17 protein-coding genes are annotated in these 18,400 nt (G+C 62.0%); 6 read left to right on the top strand and 11 right to left on the bottom strand.

Annotation, left to right across the window (positions count from 1 at the left end; genetic code table 11):
- The first annotated feature begins 44 nt into the window (after positions 1 to 44).
- From radA to AC1MEK_RS05405, 3 genes are all read left to right on the top strand, one after another.
- A complete protein-coding gene (gene radA / locus AC1MEK_RS05415) occupies positions 45 to 1,415 on the top strand; it encodes a DNA repair protein RadA (protein WP_480395223.1) in 1,371 nt (456 codons plus the stop codon).
- Between the two features lie 216 nt (positions 1,416 to 1,631).
- Positions 1,632 to 2,240 carry a hypothetical protein gene (locus tag AC1MEK_RS05410; protein ID WP_480395222.1) on the top strand — a complete coding sequence of 203 codons (609 nt, stop codon included), beginning with the start codon at positions 1,632 to 1,634 and terminating at the stop codon, positions 2,238 to 2,240.
- A 16-nt stretch (positions 2,241 to 2,256) separates the two neighbouring features.
- Complete coding sequence (locus AC1MEK_RS05405; protein ID WP_480395221.1) at positions 2,257 to 2,838, top strand: hypothetical protein; 582 nt, start codon at positions 2,257 to 2,259, stop codon at positions 2,836 to 2,838.
- Between the two features lie 36 nt (positions 2,839 to 2,874).
- Here the strand turns inward: AC1MEK_RS05405 and AC1MEK_RS05400 are convergent, their stop codons facing one another.
- Complete coding sequence (locus AC1MEK_RS05400) at positions 2,875 to 3,243, bottom strand: PilZ domain-containing protein (RefSeq protein ID WP_480395220.1); 369 nt, start codon at positions 3,241 to 3,243, stop codon at positions 2,875 to 2,877.
- A 179-nt stretch (positions 3,244 to 3,422) separates the two neighbouring features.
- On the opposite strand from AC1MEK_RS05400, the gene AC1MEK_RS05395 reads away from it, so the two are divergent.
- From AC1MEK_RS05395 to yjiA, 3 genes are all read left to right on the top strand, one after another.
- Positions 3,423 to 5,492 (top strand): carbon starvation CstA family protein, encoded by a 2,070-nt coding sequence (locus AC1MEK_RS05395; protein ID WP_480395219.1) that lies wholly within the window; start codon positions 3,423 to 3,425, stop codon positions 5,490 to 5,492.
- Between the two features lie 26 nt (positions 5,493 to 5,518).
- Entirely contained in the window at positions 5,519 to 5,716 is a 198-nt protein-coding gene (locus AC1MEK_RS05390) for a YbdD/YjiX family protein (RefSeq protein WP_274135730.1), read from the top strand.
- Between the two features lie 144 nt (positions 5,717 to 5,860).
- Complete coding sequence (gene yjiA / locus AC1MEK_RS05385) at positions 5,861 to 6,841, top strand: GTPase (protein ID WP_480395218.1); 981 nt, start codon at positions 5,861 to 5,863, stop codon at positions 6,839 to 6,841.
- Here yjiA and AC1MEK_RS05380 read toward each other — a convergent pair.
- The 10 genes from AC1MEK_RS05380 to AC1MEK_RS05335 all read right to left on the bottom strand — a co-directional run bounded on the left by AC1MEK_RS05380 (position 6,768) and on the right by AC1MEK_RS05335 (position 18,336).
- Positions 6,768 to 8,204 carry a heavy metal sensor histidine kinase gene (locus AC1MEK_RS05380; RefSeq protein ID WP_480395217.1) on the bottom strand — a complete coding sequence of 479 codons (1,437 nt, stop codon included), beginning with the start codon at positions 8,202 to 8,204 and terminating at the stop codon, positions 6,768 to 6,770. The two genes, yjiA and AC1MEK_RS05380, sit on opposite strands and share 74 nt — an antisense overlap.
- Positions 8,201 to 8,875, bottom strand: a complete 675-nt coding sequence (locus AC1MEK_RS05375; protein ID WP_480395216.1) for a heavy metal response regulator transcription factor — start codon at positions 8,873 to 8,875, stop codon at positions 8,201 to 8,203. The genes AC1MEK_RS05380 and AC1MEK_RS05375 overlap by 4 nt, the downstream gene beginning before the upstream one ends.
- A 43-nt stretch (positions 8,876 to 8,918) precedes the next feature.
- Positions 8,919 to 9,605: an alpha/beta hydrolase gene (locus tag AC1MEK_RS05370; protein WP_480395277.1), complete on the bottom strand. Its 687-nt coding sequence runs from the start codon at positions 9,603 to 9,605 to the stop codon at positions 8,919 to 8,921.
- Positions 9,606 to 9,857: 252 nt separating this feature from the next.
- Complete coding sequence (gene glyA, locus AC1MEK_RS05365) at positions 9,858 to 11,111, bottom strand: serine hydroxymethyltransferase (RefSeq protein ID WP_480395215.1); 1,254 nt, start codon at positions 11,109 to 11,111, stop codon at positions 9,858 to 9,860.
- Between the two features lie 235 nt (positions 11,112 to 11,346).
- Complete coding sequence (locus AC1MEK_RS05360; protein WP_480395214.1) at positions 11,347 to 12,855, bottom strand: sigma-54-dependent transcriptional regulator; 1,509 nt, start codon at positions 12,853 to 12,855, stop codon at positions 11,347 to 11,349.
- Between the two features lie 161 nt (positions 12,856 to 13,016).
- Positions 13,017 to 13,370 (bottom strand): DUF5064 family protein, encoded by a 354-nt coding sequence (locus tag AC1MEK_RS05355; RefSeq protein ID WP_480395213.1) that lies wholly within the window; start codon positions 13,368 to 13,370, stop codon positions 13,017 to 13,019.
- 60 nt (positions 13,371 to 13,430) lie between these two features.
- On the bottom strand, positions 13,431 to 13,856 hold the full coding sequence (locus tag AC1MEK_RS05350; RefSeq protein WP_480395212.1) for a YbaN family protein: 426 nt from the start codon (positions 13,854 to 13,856) through the stop codon (positions 13,431 to 13,433).
- Positions 13,857 to 13,941: 85 nt separating this feature from the next.
- On the bottom strand, positions 13,942 to 14,541 hold the full coding sequence (locus AC1MEK_RS05345; RefSeq protein WP_480395211.1) for a biliverdin-producing heme oxygenase: 600 nt from the start codon (positions 14,539 to 14,541) through the stop codon (positions 13,942 to 13,944).
- Positions 14,542 to 14,720: 179 nt separating this feature from the next.
- Positions 14,721 to 17,312, bottom strand: coding sequence for a TonB-dependent receptor (locus AC1MEK_RS05340; RefSeq protein WP_480395210.1), 2,592 nt, complete (start codon positions 17,310 to 17,312; stop codon positions 14,721 to 14,723).
- A 118-nt stretch (positions 17,313 to 17,430) separates the two neighbouring features.
- Complete coding sequence (locus AC1MEK_RS05335) at positions 17,431 to 18,336, bottom strand: FecR family protein (protein ID WP_480395209.1); 906 nt, start codon at positions 18,334 to 18,336, stop codon at positions 17,431 to 17,433.
- Positions 18,337 to 18,400 lie beyond the last annotated feature (64 nt).

The following is an 18,400-nucleotide window of genomic DNA, read 5'->3' as shown; positions in this document are numbered from 1 at the left end:
CAAACTGGGTTATGATTCCCCACTTTTTCATGATCGGAGTGCCCATGGCCAAGGCCAAACGCATGTATGGCTGCACCGAGTGCGGCGCGACCTTTCCCAAGTGGGCCGGGCAGTGCGGCGAATGCGGCGCTTGGAACACGCTGACCGAAACCATGATCGAAAGCGGCGGGGCGGCTGCCCCCAGCGGGCGTGCCGGCTGGAGTGGCCAGCAGGCGCAGATCAAGACCCTGGCTGAAGTCAGTGTCGAAGAAATCCCGCGCTTTTCTACCGCTTCAGCCGAACTGGATCGCGTGCTGGGCGGTGGCTTGGTGGACGGCTCGGTGGTGCTGATTGGCGGCGATCCGGGGATCGGCAAGTCGACCATCCTGCTACAGACCCTCTGCGCCATCGCCGAGCGCATGCCTGCGCTGTACGTGACCGGCGAAGAATCGCAGCAGCAGGTCGCCATGCGTGCCCGGCGTCTGGGCCTGCCCCAGGACAAGCTGCAGGTGATGACCGAGACCAGCATCGAAAGCATCATCGCCACGGCGCGGATCGAGAAGCCGAAAGTCATGGTCATCGACTCGATCCAGACCATTTTCACCGAGCAGCTGCAATCGGCGCCCGGCGGTGTCTCGCAGGTGCGCGAGAGCGCCGCGCTGCTGGTGCGTTATGCCAAGCAGAGCGGCACGGCGATCTTCCTGGTCGGCCACGTCACCAAGGAGGGCGCGCTGGCGGGGCCGCGTGTGCTGGAGCACATGGTCGACACCGTGCTGTATTTCGAAGGCGAGTCCGATGGCCGTCTGCGCCTGCTGCGCGCAGTGAAGAACCGCTTCGGTGCGGTCAACGAACTGGGCGTGTTCGGCATGACCGACAAGGGCCTGAAAGAGGTCTCCAACCCGTCGGCGATCTTTCTGACCCGCGCGCAGGAAGCAGTCGCCGGCAGCGTGGTTATGGCCACCTGGGAAGGCACCCGGCCGATGCTGGTGGAAGTGCAGGCGCTGGTGGATGACAGCCACCTGTCCAACCCGCGCCGCGTGACCCTGGGGCTGGATCAGAACCGTCTGTCCATGCTGCTGGCGGTATTGCATCGCCATGGCGGCATTCCGACCCACGATCAGGATGTGTTCCTCAACGTGGTGGGCGGCGTGAAGGTGCTGGAAACCGCATCGGACCTGGCGCTGATGGCCGCTGTCATGTCCAGCCTGCGCAACCGGGCATTGCCGGGTGACCTGCTGGTGTTCGGCGAAGTCGGCCTGTCAGGCGAAGTGCGCCCGGTGCCCAGCGGGCAGGAACGCCTGAAAGAAGCGGCCAAGCATGGCTTCAAACGCGCCATCGTGCCCAAGGGCAATGCGCCGAAAGAAGCACCGACGGGGCTGCGGGTGATCGCCGTGACCCGGCTCGACCAGGCGCTGGATGCGTTGTTCGAGGAATGACTCAGCCCGGGGCCAGCGTCTCGCTGGCCTTTACTGAAATATGGCTGAAAAATTGACGCCATTATGATGTCATATTAACATCGCGCCCCGCGATGCCGCGCTCACGACCCTGTCGTGTCGCCATGGCAATGCATTTCCCCTCCCGATATTGAATGTTCCCGCCTCGATGCCATGGGATCGACGCGCGTCTGTTCGCCCGAAATAAGGATGTTGGCTGTGAAACGGGTTTCTTACCTACTGCTGTTGAGCGCGATCCTCTCGCTGACGGGTTGCTTTTCCTTCAATACCTATGGACCGCTGGGCGAACCGGAAAAGGCTGCCTCCGTCAGCAGCGCTCGCGTTGCCCAGGTCGCGGATGTGGCCATTTCCGCTCCAGGGGTCAAGGACGACATGCGCAAGAACGCGAGCCGTCAGTTGACCGAGCAGATCAACCATTACCTGGAAAGCGCCGGCTACTTCAAAGACCTGTCGGTGTTTCCCGCCAAGCTGGGCGACCAGGACGTCATGTTGAAATTCAACCTGACCTCGCTGCATGGCAAGCGCACTCCGCATCCCGCCTACTTCCCGGGAGCCCTGCTGACGCTGACCATTTACATCTGGGTGAACGGCCCGATCTACGTCGACACCTACGATCTGGCGGGTGAGCTGACCATCGAGGACCGCTCCGGCAAAGCGTTGGCCAAGGCGATGGCCCGAGTGGATGAACCCCGCAACGTCGGGCTGTTCGATCCGGACTACGCCGCGCCAGGCTTGGGCAGCCCACAACTGCGCGCGCTGATCAGCAAGCTGACAGACGACGCTGTCAGCCAATTGAATGCCCACTGAAAGGACTCGGCAGACCATGAAACGCATTCTGAAAACACTGCTGTTGATCGCCGGCGTTTCCCTGACCGGCTGTGTCTCGTACTCGCAACATGATTTGCCGGCGGTGCAGAACTGGCCGTTGGCGAACAAGGAGGCGACCGCCAAACCTTCCGCGTATGTGCGCTTCACCACGATGCACACCATGAACGGTCAGCAGACTCCGGGCGGCACCCGGCCTGAAGCATGGGAAAAGGTCGTTGTCGATAACATCAAGCAGTCGGAACGCTTTCAGAGCGTAACCACTGACAAGAGCGAGTCGGATGTGTACGTGTACGCAACGCTGCGCAATCAGGAAACCGGCAGCTATGCCAGCGCGATCCTGACCGGTGCCACGCTGTATGTGATCCCGACGACATTCGACAACAAGCTGGTGCTGGAAACCGTCTACAAGGACCGTGAAGGCAAGACCCTGGGCCGCATCGAAAAGAGCGAAACCGTCACCACCTGGATGCAACTGCTGCTGGTGTTTGCGCTGCCGTTCAATCAGTCCGCCGATGGCATCATCGCGCACCTCACCCAGAGCTCGCTGGAAGAGGCGGTCAAGCAGAAGATCATCTGACCGGATCGACCGCAGGCACGGGCCATTGCCCGTGCCTCACACCTTGATCAACGCCGCCAGTTCGCGCTCCAGCTCCTCGGGATCGCCCAGATTCCACTCCACCAGCCTGCGCAAGTGGGTGACCGACTCCAGCCCGATGTGTTCGCACACGAACCCCAGATGATTGTGATCGTCGTGGGTCAGGCGCACCTGCATCTGCACGTCGATGTCGACGTTCAAATGGATGTCGACCATGAACGGCTCGTCAGGCTTGCCCAGCCACGGCGAGGGCTTTTCAATCAGCAGGCCTTTGAGCGAAAGATCCAGCAGGTGCACCGGCCAACTCAGGCTGCCTTGAGTCAGCTCGGTCTTGGCATCGAATGAAATACGTTTGAATTGGCGACGCTCTTTGTGGGAATCGGTCATGAGTCGACTTCTCCTGGCCTCGATCACCGAGGTTTTATTGGCCCTGGCCTGTTGAATTCCGATTCGATGACTATAGGCCAAAGCGGGCGCTAGACCATTGTGGGGGGTGGTCTTTCACTCCAGCAGCGCTAAACTCCGTGAGCGGGTTCAAATAAGTCCACTCTGCTGGAAACAATAAAATGAAAAACAATAATAGTCTGCTGCGCCACGTGCCCTGGCTGATTGTTGCGATTCTTGGGGCCTTTGCTCTGGGAGTGGTTGCATTGCGTCGGGGAGAGGCAATCAACGCACTCTGGATCGTCGTCGCCGCGGTTGCTATCTATCTGGTCGCTTATCGTTACTACAGCCTGTTCATCGCGTCACGCGTCATGCAGCTGGACCCGACCCGGGCCACGCCTGCTGTGCTCAACAACGATGGCCTGGATTACGTTCCGACCAACAAACACATTCTTTTCGGCCATCACTTCGCCGCCATCGCTGGCGCAGGTCCGCTGGTCGGCCCGGTGCTTGCCGCGCAAATGGGCTACCTCCCCGGCACGCTGTGGCTGATCGCCGGCGTGGTACTGGCGGGCGCGGTGCAGGACTTCATGATCCTGTTCCTCTCCACGCGCCGTAACGGCCGCTCGCTGGGCGACATGGTCCGCGAGGAAATGGGCCGCGTTCCCGGTACCATCGCCTTGTTCGGCTGCTTTTTGATCATGATCATCATCCTCGCGGTGCTGGCGCTGATCGTGGTCAAGGCCTTGGCCGAAAGCCCGTGGGGCATGTTTACCGTGATGGCGACCATTCCGATCGCGATGTTCATGGGCATCTACATGCGCTTCATCCGCCCGGGCCGCATCGGCGAGATTTCGGTGATTGGCGTGGTGCTGTTGCTGCTGTCGATCTGGATCGGCGGCCATGTCGCGGCCAGCCCTGAGTGGGCCCCGGTGTTCACCTTCACCGGCGTACAGATCACCTGGCTGCTGGTGGGGTACGGTTTTGTCGCTGCCATGCTGCCGGTCTGGCTGGTACTGGCACCGCGTGACTACCTGTCGACCTTCCTGAAAATCGGCACCATCGTCGCGCTGGCCATCGGTATCCTGATTCTGGCGCCTGAGCTGAAAATGCCGGCCCTGACCCAGTTCACCGACGGCTCCGGCCCGGTCTGGAAAGGCACCCTGTTCCCGTTCCTGTTCATCACCATCGCTTGTGGTGCGGTGTCGGGCTTCCACGCGCTGATCTCGTCGGGTACTACGCCAAAACTGCTGGATAACGAAGTCAACGCCCGTTATATCGGCTACGGCGGCATGCTGATGGAGTCTTTCGTGGCGATCATGGCCATGGTGGCCGCTTCGGTCATCGAGCCTGGCATCTACTTCGCGATGAACAGCCCGGCGGCGATCGTCGGCGGTGACGTCAACGCAGTTGCGCAAATGGTCAGCAGCTGGGGCTTCGTGATCACGCCGGATCAACTGGTCGCGACCGCCAAGGAAATCGGCGAGAACACCGTTCTGGCCCGCGCCGGTGGTGCGCCGACCCTGGCAGTGGGTATCGCGCAAATCCTGCATCAGGCGTTCCCCGGCCAGGACACCATGGCGTTCTGGTACCACTTCGCGATTCTGTTCGAAGCGCTGTTCATCCTCACCGCTGTCGACGCCGGTACCCGTGCCGGTCGTTTCATGCTGCAGGACCTTCTGGGCAGCTTCGTGCCTTCGCTCAAACGCACTGAATCCTGGACGGCCAACGCCATCGGCACCGGCGGTTGCGTGGCACTTTGGGGTTATCTGCTGTACCAGGGCGTGATCGACCCATTGGGCGGCATCAATACCTTGTGGCCGCTGTTCGGCATCTCCAACCAGATGCTGGCGGGTATCGCGCTGATGCTGGCGACGGTGGTGCTGATCAAGATGAAACGCCAGCAGTACGCGTGGGTGACCATCCTGCCAGCGTCGTGGCTGTTGATCTGCACCGTGACCGCAGGCTTCATCAAGCTGTTCGACCCAAGCCCTGCGGTGGGCTTCCTGGCCTTGGCCAAGAAATACAGCACCGCCGCTGAAGCCGGTCAGATCCTGGCCCCGGCCAAAACCGCCGAGCAGATGCAGCACGTGATCTTCAACGCCTACACCAACGCGGTGTTGACCGGTCTGTTCCTGTTCGTGGTGCTGAGTATTCTGTTCTACGCGATCAAGGTCGGCCGTGCTGCCTGGATCAAGAAAGAACGCAGCGACAAGGAAGCGCCTTTCCAGGCCTTCCCGAAAACCAACTGAGTACGCGATAAGGCGAGGAGCTGCATATGTTCAATGACCTGAGTCGCTTGGGTAAGTACCTGGGCCAGGCGGCACGCCTGATGGTGGGCATGCCGGACTACGACACCTACGTCGAACATATGCAGACCAAGCACCCTGACAAACCAGTGATGTCGTACGAGGCGTTCTTTCGGGAACGCCAGGACGCCCGCTACGGTGGCAAGGGTGGGCCGAAGTGTTGTTGATTGGCTGACCTTTGGATTAACACGGTCCGTAGCAGCACGGCTTGCCGGCGGGGCGGTGTGTCAGGCGACATATTCGTCACAGACATATCGCCACCGCTGGCAAGCCGTGCTGCTACGGACCTTTGACGTTCTGGAGATTCTGTTTTGTTCACACCCATTCCCGTCACTGTCCTGAGCGGTTTTCTCGGCGCCGGCAAGACCACCTTGCTGCGCCATCTGCTCAAGGCCGAGCACGGCCTGAAGATCGCCGTGATCGAAAACGAATTCAGCGACGCCGGGGTCGATACCCAATTGCTGGGCGATGAGCCCGTGCAGGTCATGACCCTGTCCAACGGTTGCGTGTGCTGCACCATCCACACCGACCTGACCAAGGCTTTGGTCCTGCTGCTGGAGCGGCTGGACAGCGGCGAGATCGCCTTCGACCGCCTGGTGATCGAATGCACCGGGCTCGCCGATCCGGCGCCGGTCGCCCAGACCTTTTTCATCGATGAAGAACTGCGCGAGCGCTACATCCTTGACGGCATCATCACCCTGGTCGACGCGGCCCACGCCGAAACGCATCTGGAGCAGACCATCGCCCAGGCCCAGATCGGCTTTGCCGACCGCCTGCTGGTGAGTAAGACCGATCTGGTGGACGAGGCGACGTTCAAAGCACTGAGCGAGCGACTGACCCGGATCAACCGCCGCGCGCCAATTCGCGTGGTCGAACACGGCAAGATCGATCTCGCCGAACTGCTGGACGTGCGCGGCTTCAACCTAAACGCTGATATCGGCGGCATGACCCTGCGCCCGGCGGCGCCTGCCGGGCGTTCGATCGACCGGATCAGCAGCCTGGTCCTGCGCAGCGACAAGGCGCTGGATATCGACAAACTCAGCGAGTTCATGAACGAACTGCTGGAAGATCACGGCAAACAACTGCTGCGCTACAAGGGTGTGCTGAACATCGCCGGCGAAGAGCGCAAGCTGGTGTTTCAGGGCGTGTTGAAACTCTACGGCTTCGACTTCGACGTGGAGTGGGGCGCAGACGAAACACGTGAAAGCGTGATCGTGTTTATCGCCGATGAACTGCCGGAAGAGAAGATTCGCGCGGGGTTTGCGAAGGTCGCTTCGGGAAGCGCAGGCTGAAGATCGTCACACCGTCGCGGCTGTCCACCTGGCAGTCGCCGCCGTGCAGTTTCATGATCGATGCCACGATCGACAGCCCCAGCCCACTGCGGTCCGATGACTGCTGTCGCGAGGCGTCGGCCCGATAAAAGCGGTCGAACAGCCGTTCCATCTGCCACGCCGGCAAGGTGTCTCCCAGATTGCGCACTTGCACGATGTCATGGGTGGCATCCTGGCTGGCCTGTATCTGAATTTCGCTGTCAGGGCGGGCATGCCTCACCGCATTGGAAACCAGATTGGCCAGCGCCCGGCGAAACAGCGTGACGTCGGCGCTCAGCGTGCCGCTGCCTTCCCAGCTCAGGACGATCCCGCGGTCCTCGGTCAGGTCTTCGAAGTAACTGCAGACTCGGCTCAATTCCTCAGCGATCTGCACATCTGTACGTTCGATGGCCTCTTCGGCGTGTTCGGTACGAGCCAGAAACAGCATGTTGTCGATCATTTTCGAAAGGCGTTGCAGCTCTTCGTAGTTGGAGCCCAGCAGGCGCTGGTAATAGTCCATTGCTCTGGCTTTGCCCAGGCCCACTTCAATCTGCCCCAGCATATTGCCGATGGGCGTGCGCAAGTCGTGGGCCATGTCGGCGCTGACCTGCCGCAGATCCGTGAAGCCGCGCTCAAGCCGGTCCAGCATCGCGTTGAACTGAAGGATCAGCGTGTCGAGTTCACGAGGCGCGTCGGGCTGATCGATGCGGCTGCCCAGGGTGCCCATGCCGATGCGCGCCGTCTGCTCGGCAAGCCGGTGCAGCGGTGCCATGCTGCGGCGGGCCAGCAGATAGGCCAGCAGCGCGACAACAATGGCGGTGAGGCTGGCCAGGGTCAGAATGTCGCTGCGATATCCCGCCAGAATGCGTGCACGTTCGGTCAGCAGACGCCCGGAAATCACTTTCAACGGCGGCTGGTTGTCAGCGCGCCGCACCAGCGCGGCCATGTAGATGAACGGTGTGCCGTCCGCAGCTTGCCCATGCTGGACCTGCTTGAGCGACAGTGCGGTGTCGGCATCGATCGGGTCGACCTGCGGCACCTGGCGCTGGCCGGGATTGACCGTGATCAGCGACGTACCGCTTTCGGTCTGCACGATCAGCAACGACTCGGAGTTGCCCAGCATGTTGCCGAACAGGCGGGGTTTGTCGCGCACCATTTCCTGCGCATCGCTGTCCTGCAGCAAGGTGCGAATCTGGTCGACCCGCGTGACCAGCGCCGCGTCGTCGCTGAAGGACAACTGCGCCTTGAGTCCGACATACAGCGCCGAGCCGAGTACGCCCATGGCACCGAAGGCGAAGCAGGCCAGGAGAAGGGCCAGACGCAGCGTCAGCGACAAGCGGCTCATGCTTCGTACTCGAAGCGATAGCCCACGCCATGCACAGTGTGGATCAGCTTGTTCGGGAAGGGATCATCGAGCTTCTGGCGCAAACGTCGCACGGCAACATCGACCACATTGGTGTCACTGTCGAAATTCATGTCCCACACCAGCGAGGCGAGCAGGCTGCGGGGCAGCACCTCATCACGGCGCTGGATGAAACACAGCAGCAAGCTGAATTCCTTGTTGGTCAGGGTCAGGCGTTGCCCGCCCCGTACCACTTTGCGCTTGGCGACATCGACCTGCAGATCACCGACTTCCAGGGTTTCCACAGGACGTTCGGCCTGGCCCCGGCGCAGGATGATGCGAATTCGGGCCAGCAGCTCCGCGAAGGAAAACGGTTTGACCAGATACTCGTCGGCACCCAGCCCCAATCCTTTGAGGCGATCTTCCAGCGTGCCGCGAGCACTGAGAAACAGGACCGGCGTCTGCTGGCGGCTACCGAGCTTTTCCATCACCGTCCAGCCGTCCATTTCCGGCAGCATCACATCCAGCAGAATCAGATCGTAGTGCGACTCGCGCGCCATGTGCAGACCGTCGATGCCATTGCTGGCGTGATCGACCACATAGCCCGCTTCGGTCAGACCGGCCTGCAGGTAGGACGCGGTCTTCAGCTCGTCTTCAATGATCAGGATGTTCATGACGGTGATGGGCCTACCGTGGCAGAGGGCTCAAGTGTAACGATTAATGAGCGTCCGCCCCATGGGTTGCCTGAATGATCAGGTCCGCGACCTTTTGCGGCTGCGAGATCAGCGAAACGTGGCTGGCATCGATCTCGACCGTGTGGGCTTTCATGCGCTGGGCCATGAAGCGTTGCAGGTCCGGGTTGATGGTGCGGTCTTCAGTGGACACGGCATACCAGGTCGGCTTGTCATGCCAGGCGGCGACGGTGGTCTTGCCCTGAGTCACGGCCTTGGCGACCGGTTGCTGCACAGCGTAGTAGGTTTCGGCTTCTTTCTGCGGCAAGTCTCCGGCGAAGTCATGTACGAAGGCTTGCTCGGAAAGCAGGCCGTAACCGTCTGCCGACCATTGCAAACCTGCTGAAGCAGGAGCAGGGGCGAACTTCTTGGTCAACGCCGGGTAGTCTTCACCGGCATCCGGTGCGCGGGCTGCGATGTACACCAGGCCTTTGACCTTCGGATCGTCGCCGGCCTGGCTGATCACCATGCCTGCGTAGGAGTGGCCGACCAGCAAGGTCGGGCCGTCCTGCATCGCCAGCGTGCGTTTGACCGCGTCGACGTCAGCCTCCAGCGAGGTGGTGGGGTTTTGCACGGCGGTGACGTGCAGGCCTTTGGCTTGCAGCATCGGGATGACCTTGGCCCAACTCGAGCCATCGGCGTACAGGCCGTGGACCAGCACGACGTTTTTGATGCCACCGGCATCCTGAGCCTGAGCGGCCGATACGCCAGCCAGGGACAGCGCAGCGACAGACAGGGCAAGGGCGAGGGAGGTGCGAATCTTCATGGTGACCACTCCAGCAAGTTGAGGTGCAGTCACTCTAGAAATTCCCCTCCCTCAAGAGGGTGACGCAAGGATTACAAAAAACTGACAAGCTTTGTGCGGACGTCAAAGGCACAAAAAAGCCCGCATCGCTGCGGGCTCCTTCACATCAGCAAACCGCTATCAAGCGCCGTAGACCGGCAGCTTGGCGCAGATGGCCTTGACCTTCTCGCGAACGGCGTCGATTACCGCTTCGTTGTTCAGATCCGCCAGGATGTCGCAGATCCAGCCCGCCAGTTCCTTGCATTCTGCTTCCTTGAAGCCGCGAGTGGTCACGGCCGGAGTGCCGAAGCGCAGGCCGGAGGTGACGAACGGGGAGCGTGGGTCGTTTGGCACCGAGTTCTTGTTCACGGTGATGAACGCCTTGCCCAGTGCGGCGTCGGCGTCTTTACCGGAGATGTCCTGCTTGATCAGCGACAGCAGGAACAGGTGGTTCTCGGTACCGCCGGAGACCACGTCGAAGCCGCGCTCGATGAACACCGCAGCCATGGCCTTTGCGTTCTTCACCACTTGTTGCTGGTAAGCCTTGAACTCAGGCTGCAGTGCTTCCTTGAAGCAGATCGCCTTGGCCGCGATGACGTGCTCCAGCGGGCCGCCCTGGCCGCCCGGGAATACGGCGGAGTTCAGCTTCTTCTCGATGTCGGCGTTGGCGCGCGCCAGGATCAGGCCGCCACGTGGACCGCGCAGGGTCTTGTGAGTGGTGGTGGTCACGACGTCAGCGAATGGAACCGGGTTCGGGTAGGCGCCAGCGGCGACCAGACCGGCCACGTGAGCCATGTCGACGAACAGGTAAGCGCCCACTTTGTCTGCGATAGCGCGGAAGCGGGCGAAGTCCAGCACCTGCGAGTAGGCAGAGAAACCGGCCACGATCATTTTCGGCTTGTGCTCGACTGCCAGACGCTCGACTTCGTCGTAGTCGATCAGGCCGTTGCCGTCGATGCCGTACTGAACAGCGTTGTACAGCTTGCCGGAGGAGGAAACGCTGGCACCGTGGGTCAGGTGACCACCGTGAGCCAGGCTCATGCCCAGGATGGTGTCGCCAGCGTTCAGCAGGGCCAGGTAGACGGCGCTGTTGGCTTGGGAACCTGCGTGTGGCTGGACGTTGGCGTAGTCGGCGCCGAACAGTTGCTTGGCGCGGTCGATCGCCAGTTGCTCGACGATGTCGACGTATTCGCAACCGCCGTAGTAGCGCTTGCCCGGGTAGCCTTCAGCGTACTTGTTGGTCAGTACCGAGCCCTGGGCTTCCATGACCGCAGGGCTGGTGTAGTTCTCCGAGGCGATCAGCTCGATGTGCTCTTCCTGGCGCTTGGCTTCTTGTTCCATAGCGGCAAACAGGTCGGAGTCGTACTTGGCGATAGTCAAATTACGGCTGAACATGGCGGTCCTCGGGGATCGTGCAGTAGAAAAGGGGGGCATTCTACCCCATCGGGTTTTATATGGCATATGAAAGGCGGTCATGTCGTGGACAAGCGGCTTTCATCAGGCTGAACGCCATACCTGCAGGAGCCGGCTTGCTGGCGAATGCGGTGGGTCATTCAACATCGTCGTCGAATGACTGCTCGGAATCGCCAGCAAGTCCGCTACGCCTTTGGCAGAAACCGTCTGTGATGTTTCAAGCTTTTCCAGAAATCCCGTACTTGCGCAGCCGGTGGGCGATGGCGGTGTGCGACGTTTGCAGGCGCGCGGCCAGTTGACGGGTCGACGGGTAGTCGTCGTAAAGCTTGGCCAGCAACGACTTCTCGAACGCTTCGACCGCGCCTTCCAGGCTTTCGACCTCACAATCGGCACCCGGCGCAACGGCGGTGCCGGCGATGTCCAGATCGCCGATGTCCACCAGCGAGCCCTCGCAGACCGCTGCCGCGCGGAAGATCACGTTCTGCAACTGGCGCACATTGCCCGGCCAGCGGTTGCCCAGCAACGCAGGATAGGTGGTCGGTGCCAGGCGGCACACCGGGCGCTGGATCTGGGTGCAGGCCTGCTCCATGAAGAAACGCGCCAGCAACAGAATGTCCTGGCCGCGTTCGCGCAGGGGCGGGACGTCCAGGTTCAGCACGTTGAGGCGGTAGAAAAGGTCCTCACGGAAGGTGCCTTCGGCCACCATCTTTTCCAGATCGCGGTGGGTGGCGCTGAGGATACGCACGTTGACCTGCACCTCCTTGTCGCCGCCAACGCGGCGGAAGCTGCCGTCGTTGAGAAAACGCAGCAGCTTGGCTTGCAGATAGGGCGACATCTCACCAATTTCATCGAGAAACACCGTGCCCTGGTTGGCCAGTTCCATCAGCCCCGGTTTACCGCCGCGCTGCGCGCCGGTAAAGGCGCCGGGGGCGTAGCCGAACAGCTCGCTTTCGGCGAGGTTCTCCGGCAATGCCGCGCAGTTGAGCGCCAGAAACGGCGCGCTGTGCCGGGCGCTGACCGCGTGGCAGGCCCGCGCCACCAGCTCTTTGCCGGTGCCGGTCTCGCCTTGAATCAGCAGCGGTGCATCGAGCGCCGCGACCCGCTGGGCGCGAGCCTTGAGGGTGCGGATCGGCGATGAATCGCCGAGCAATGCGTCGAAGCCTTCGGCGTGGTCATGGTGCAGGGCCGACAGACGCTCACCGATGCGGCTGGGCAGGTACAGCGTCAGCAGCGCACCGGCGTCGGTGATCGGCGTGGCGTCCAGCAGCAGCGCCTCGCCGTTGAGCGTCACCTCGCGCATGGGCAGGCGAAAGCCGTTTTCCAGCAGCGCGGTCTGCAGACTCGGGTCGGAGAAGATTTCCCCTAGCGACTGGCCAGCCGGTTCCTGGCCGTAAAGCGCCACCAGCGCCGGGTTGGCCAGCAGCACATGGCCCGCGCTGTCCAGCGCCAGCACCGGGTCGGTCATGGCGGCGAGCAGGGCGTCCAGTTGCAGATGACGGCGCTGGCCGGGAAGGATGTCCACAACCTTGATCGCCTCGACGCCGCGCACGCGGAACAGGCGATCCTTGAGCTCTTCGAGCAGCTCGTGGCTCAGGGTCGGCGCGTCGATATAGACGTTGGGCGGCACCATCTCGACAGCATCGAGGTTCAGGTTGCGCGCACCCAGGATGGCGAGCACCTCCTGAGTGATGCCGACGCGGTCGATGAAGGTGACGTGGATGCGCATGGGCCAGACGGTTCAGACGAGAGATGGGTGGCGATTATGCCAGCAATCGCAGATTAACGACCTGTAGGAGCGAATTCATTCGCGATCGGTTCGTATGGCCGATGCATCTCCAGCGTCCGGAATACCTTCGCGAATGAATTCGCTCCTACAGGTCATCCGTCTCATTCGAGATGCTCGGGCTTCACCGGATCGCCCGACTTCATGTCGAGTGTGTGGCGGATGTCCTCGAACATCAGGTCGTATTCATCGTGCAGGGTGCGGATGTCGACGCCCTTGGGCATGCCGTGCTTGACCGCCAGGTGAAAGGCTTCGCTGGCAAAGTTGTAGGCCTTGTCCTTGGTCAGCACGAATTCTTCCTTGAACGCCTTGCCGTTGATTTCGCCTTCCATGGAGAAGTGCATGCAGGCGCCCTCGGCAGGGTCCTGGTTGACCTCGTAGCGAACGTGGAAGTCGTAACCGAAATCCTTGTCCTGCAGCTTGGTGCGGGTGATATGCAAATGGCCAGGTTCGAACATGTGACTGCTCCCTCAAGAAACAATGATCGTAAGGAGCAGACCGTTCGCAGAGCCTGGGGTTCAGCGCTGGCTGGAAGACTCCGCGCACTCCTGCCCGGGCCTGGCAGGCTCGGGACGCGACCAGATCCACAGGTTGACCAGCAGCATGCCGGCCACGGCGAAGTAGATCCACCAGTTGTGCTTGAGCACCACCAGCATCAGCACCGCGCAGATGAGCATGGTGACCGTGGCGCTGATCTTGGCGCTGCGCGCGATCAGTTTGCCGTTGCGCCAGTTGCTCAGCATCGGACCGAACAGGCGATGGTTTTCCAGCCAGGCGCTCAGGCGCGGTGAGCTTTTGGTCGCGGCCCAGGCGGCCAGCAGGATGAATTCGGTGGTGGGCAGCCCCGGAATGAAGATCGCGATGATGCCGATGGCAAGGCTGACGTAGGCCAGGATGCCGAACAGGATGCGGGACAGTTTGCTGCCTGGGGGAGTGCTGGTCATGAGTCTCGGGTACGGCGGGTGAACGGTTGGCGCAAGGAGCGAGATGGCGCCTAGCTTAACAGTGCCGGGCGCCGAACGCTTCGATTCAGGCAGGTTCGGCCTGCGGGGCCGACGAGTAGGCGTGTTGCAGCAGCACATTGAAGCGCTCGAAGGCGGCGACCGCGCCCTTGTCGATCTGGCGTTCCTGCTCTTCGCTGAACGGCAGCTCGTCGAGAATGCGGATGAAACGCTTCCAGCCTTCGGCGCGACCGCCGGCCGGTTCGCCCAGATGGCGGGCGCCGAAGGTTTCGCTGAGGTTCAGGGCTACGGCGCGCTTGATCAGGAATGCCGCGCCCAGTTTCGAGCCTTCGGAGACGAACAGCCAGCCCAGCGCTTCGGCCTGGCTCGGCGCGTTGACGGCGCCTGCGACCGGGCTCGGGATCGGCGTGTCGAGGTCGTTCAGGTCAGCCTTGGCCTGTTCGGCGCGGCAGCGCTCGGGCAGATCTGCGATCAGTTCGACCAGTTGCGGGTCGGTGTACAGGGCTTTGAGTTCCTGCTGGAACAGGTACTGCGCGCTCAGAAAACGCGAGTAACTGGCCAGGGTCTCGAACGGCGCATTGGCCTTGACCGCCTTGTCCAGTTGCTCGTGGGGAGCGTGAGTGATCTGGTTCAGTCGCTGGGAGCGACGCGTCTGCTCTTGAGACATGGAGTCTTCCTTGTAAATGGGGGCGCTTGTAGACGAGACGTGTGAGCGCCTGCAGAGCGTAAAAAATGACAGATCCCGTAGCAGCACGGCTTGCCGGCGGGTGCGGTGTGTCTGTGACAAAGATGTCGACTGACACACCGCCCGCCGGCAAGCCGCGCTGCTACGGGGCGGTGGCTGGCTTAGATATCCCACACCAGGTTGATGGCGAAGTTGCGGCCCGGCTGGGTCAGGCGGTCCAGGCTGGCCGGCGCGGTCACGCCTGCTTCGCCGACGCCGTCGTAGCCGCGCACGTCATCCCACAGCCAGTATTTCTTGTCGGCCAGGTTGTAGATGCCGCCGCTGACGGTCACATCGTCGGTGACCTTGTAGAAACCGGTCAGGTCCACCAGCCCGAAGCCCGGGGTCTTGAACTGGGTCGAAGAGCCATCCGGCGCGTGGAAGTTGGAGTCGTCCACGCGGGTCTTGCGCTTGACCAGGGTCCAGCTCAGCAGGCCGCCATAGTTGTCCTGGTCGTAACCCAGGCCGAACACGCCGGTCAGCGGGTTGATGCTGTTGATCGGCTGGCCGGTGTCATCGTTGCGACCCTGGGACCAGGCAACCGAGCCCTGGGTGTAGAGGCCTTGCGGCGCGCCGAAGCTGTCCAGGTTCAGGCGGCCCTTGAGCTCCACGCCCTTGATGGTGGCGTGCTTGATGTTGTTGGACTGGAACACCGCTTCGGTCGAGGTGGCCGGCTGAATGGCGTCCTCGTTAATGAAGTCGCGGTATTTGTTGTAGAACACCGCCACGTCGAACGAGCCTTCGTCGAAGCGACCGCGCAGACCGGTCTCGTAACTTTTGCTGGTTTCCGGTTTCAGGTCCGGGTTGGGCTCGACGATGTAGCCGGTGTTGAGGTTTTCGAAGCGGCCGTACAGCGCCTTGGCGCTCGGCGTGCGGAAACCTTCGGCGTACTGGCCGTACCAGGTGTAGGCGTCGTCGATGGCATAAGTCACGCCCAGTTTGGGTGACAGGCGATGCCATTTCTTCTCTTTGTCGTTGAACTGGTCGGCGCTGGTCAGGCTGATCGCGCGCAGGAACTCAGGCGTGACGTGCGGGTTGAGCGTGGTGTAATCGTAACGTGCGCCCGGCATGAAGGTCCAGTCGCCCCACTTGATCTGATCCTGGGCGAACAGGGCGTAGGTGTTGATGGTCGGATCCGGGAAGTCGCTGTTCGGCGCCAGGCTGTCGGACGCGGTCGGGCTAGTGGCGCCGACGGTGCGGCAGGTGCCCAGGACCGAGGCGCAGGTCGCGGTGCCGCTGCGCTCACCGGTGACTTTCTGCTGCTTGAGCGTGGTGCCGTAGGTCAGCAGGTGCTCGGTGTCGGCAATGCTGAAGGCCTTGTCCAGCTGCGCGTCGAAGATCCACTGACGCTCTTTGTAGGTGGTATCGCGGGTACGCCACACGTCGCGGCTGCCGGGCACATAACGCTCGATGGTGTTCTGGTCGGTCTTGGCGATCTGGTAGTTCAGGCTCCACTTGACGTTGTCTACCAGCAGGCTGTCCAGCGCGAAGTTGTTCTCCAGGCCGAAGCGCTCGCGGGTGATCACGTCGTTGCCTTCGCGGCCACGGTAGAAACCAAAGCCCCGGCCGCCGGTGAACGGGCCGCCCACGGCGCTTTTTTGGTTGGTGTGGGTGTCGTCCTTGTACTTCTCGTAGGTGAAGGCCAGGCGGTCGTTGTCGCCGTAGTTCCAGCCCAGCTTGGCCAGAATGTTGGTGGCGCGCACGTCTTCAGGGTTGGCGGCGGTACGCGAAAGCCCTGTGCCGCCATGGTTGCCGTAGGATTCGGTTTCTTGGCCGTTGCGCTGGCTGACATGCAGCAAGCCGTCGAAATCACCTTCGCGGCCGGCGACGGTGGCCGAGTTCAGCCAGCTGTTGTCCGCCGAGCTGTAGCCGGTCTTCAGGCGCGCGCCGACGTCCTTGCCCGGCTTGATGATGTCTTCGGGGTCGAGGGTGTAGTAGCTCACCGCGCCGCCGATGGCGCTGCTGCCGTACAGCGCCGAGGCCGGGCCGCGCAGGATTTCGACGCGCTTGATGATTTCCGGGTCGACGTAGTTGCGGTGGGTGTTGGCGTAGGGGCCGGAGAAATAGTTGTCCGGCACTTCGACGCCGTCGACCTGAGTCAGAATGCGGTCGCCGTCGATCCCGCGAATGTTGTAGCCGCTGGTGCCGGCACGCTGGCCGGCGCCGCCTACCGAGACACCGGGCTCATAGCGCACCAGATCTCGAATGTTGTTGACGTTCTTGCGATCCAGTTCCTGACGGTCCTGCACAGTGACGGTGCTGGGTACCGAGTCCACCGACTGCGCCTGGCGAGTGGCACTGACCGTGACCTGGTCCAGTGCCAGGGTGCCGGCGTTGCTGCGCTTCTCCAGTACCACGTTGTTGTTGCCCAGGCTGCGGTAGCTCAGGTTGCTGCCCGCCAGCAGGCGATCCAGGGCCTTTTCGGCGGACATCGTGCCGTTGACGCCGGGGGAGGTGACGTTCTGCGCCAGATCCGAAGACATGCCCACTTGCCAGCCCGTCACCTTGCTGAACTCGTTCAACGCCGATACCAGCGGTTGTTGCTTGATCGAGAACTGATAGCTGCCCGCGACCCGTGCCGGTTGTTCGGCGGCACAGACCTGCGCGCTGTGCATTCCCGCGGCGAACACTGCGACGGTGAGCAGGGAGAGGGTGAAATTGCTGGTGCTGTTGCGTGGCGAATCGGATGAAGCGGGGGTGAACGTGGACGGCATCGATAGCGCTCCCTGTCGTACGGGTCGTTACAGTGTTGGCAAGTTGTTTAATAGGAATCACTTGCATTGGCTATAACGAGACGTACGACGAACGGCTATCGCGTAAAAATAATTATTCTCAATTGAGAATGACCAGCGCAGGCAGCTCATGCAGCCGCGCGGAGGTGATTTGCGCCAGCGAGCGGACCACGTCCACCGGGTTGTCCAGGCGGTAGTTGCCGGTGACGGCGACCTTGTCCAGACGGTCGTTGGCGTTGACGATCCAGCCCGGGTAATACCGCCGCAGCTCAGCCAGCACCTCGCTCAACGGGCAGTTGTCGAAAATCAGGCGGCCCTGAATCCACGCCAGATCCTTGTTGCGATCGATCTTTTCCCGATGGCCGAAACCATCTGGGCCAACGCGCAGGCTGTCGCCGGCATTGAGGCTGACCTGGGAATTGCCCTTGGTCGCCTGGACGTTCACCGCACCGCGTTCGACCTGAATCTGCGCCACGCCATCCAGATACCGCACGGCAAACGCCGTGCTGCTGGCGCTCATGCGCACGGGACCTGCCTCGATCTCAAGGGGCAGGCCCTTGGCGCCGGGCACTTCGAAGAAGGCTTCGCCCTGATACAGGCGGGCCACGCGCTGGTGTTCATCCAGGTCGCTGGAGAACGCGGATCTGGTATTGAGTAGCACCTTCGAACCGTCCGCAAGCTCAAGGCGCTGGCGCTCTCCGGCCACGGTGAGGTGGTCGGCCTTGAGCCGCAGCGGCAGGTCGCTGAAGTTGAACAGGCCCAGAATCAGCAAGGCGGCGGTGGCCAACGGCATCCAGTGCGGGCGCAGGCGTTTGAGCACCGACGGCTTCTTCGGCATGGCCAGGGTCACGGCCGCATCGAGCACCGGCTGCGAATTCCAGACAGCCTCGGCCCTGGCGAAGGCTTCGCCATGGGCCGGGTCGGCGGCCAGCCATTCGTGAAAGCGCGCCTGCTGCCCGGCGTCGGCGTCTTCCAGTTCGATCAGCCACATCAGGGCCTGATCCATCACGTGATCGTTCACGGGGCCAGGTGAGTGAGAGTCCGTCAAGGGGCGTCCTCGGGTTACACGG

Source organism: Pseudomonas sp. 2 (assembly GCF_056627435.1).
The sequence above is the reverse complement of the archived record's forward strand: the minus strand, read 5'-3'. Positions and strand labels throughout refer to the sequence as shown.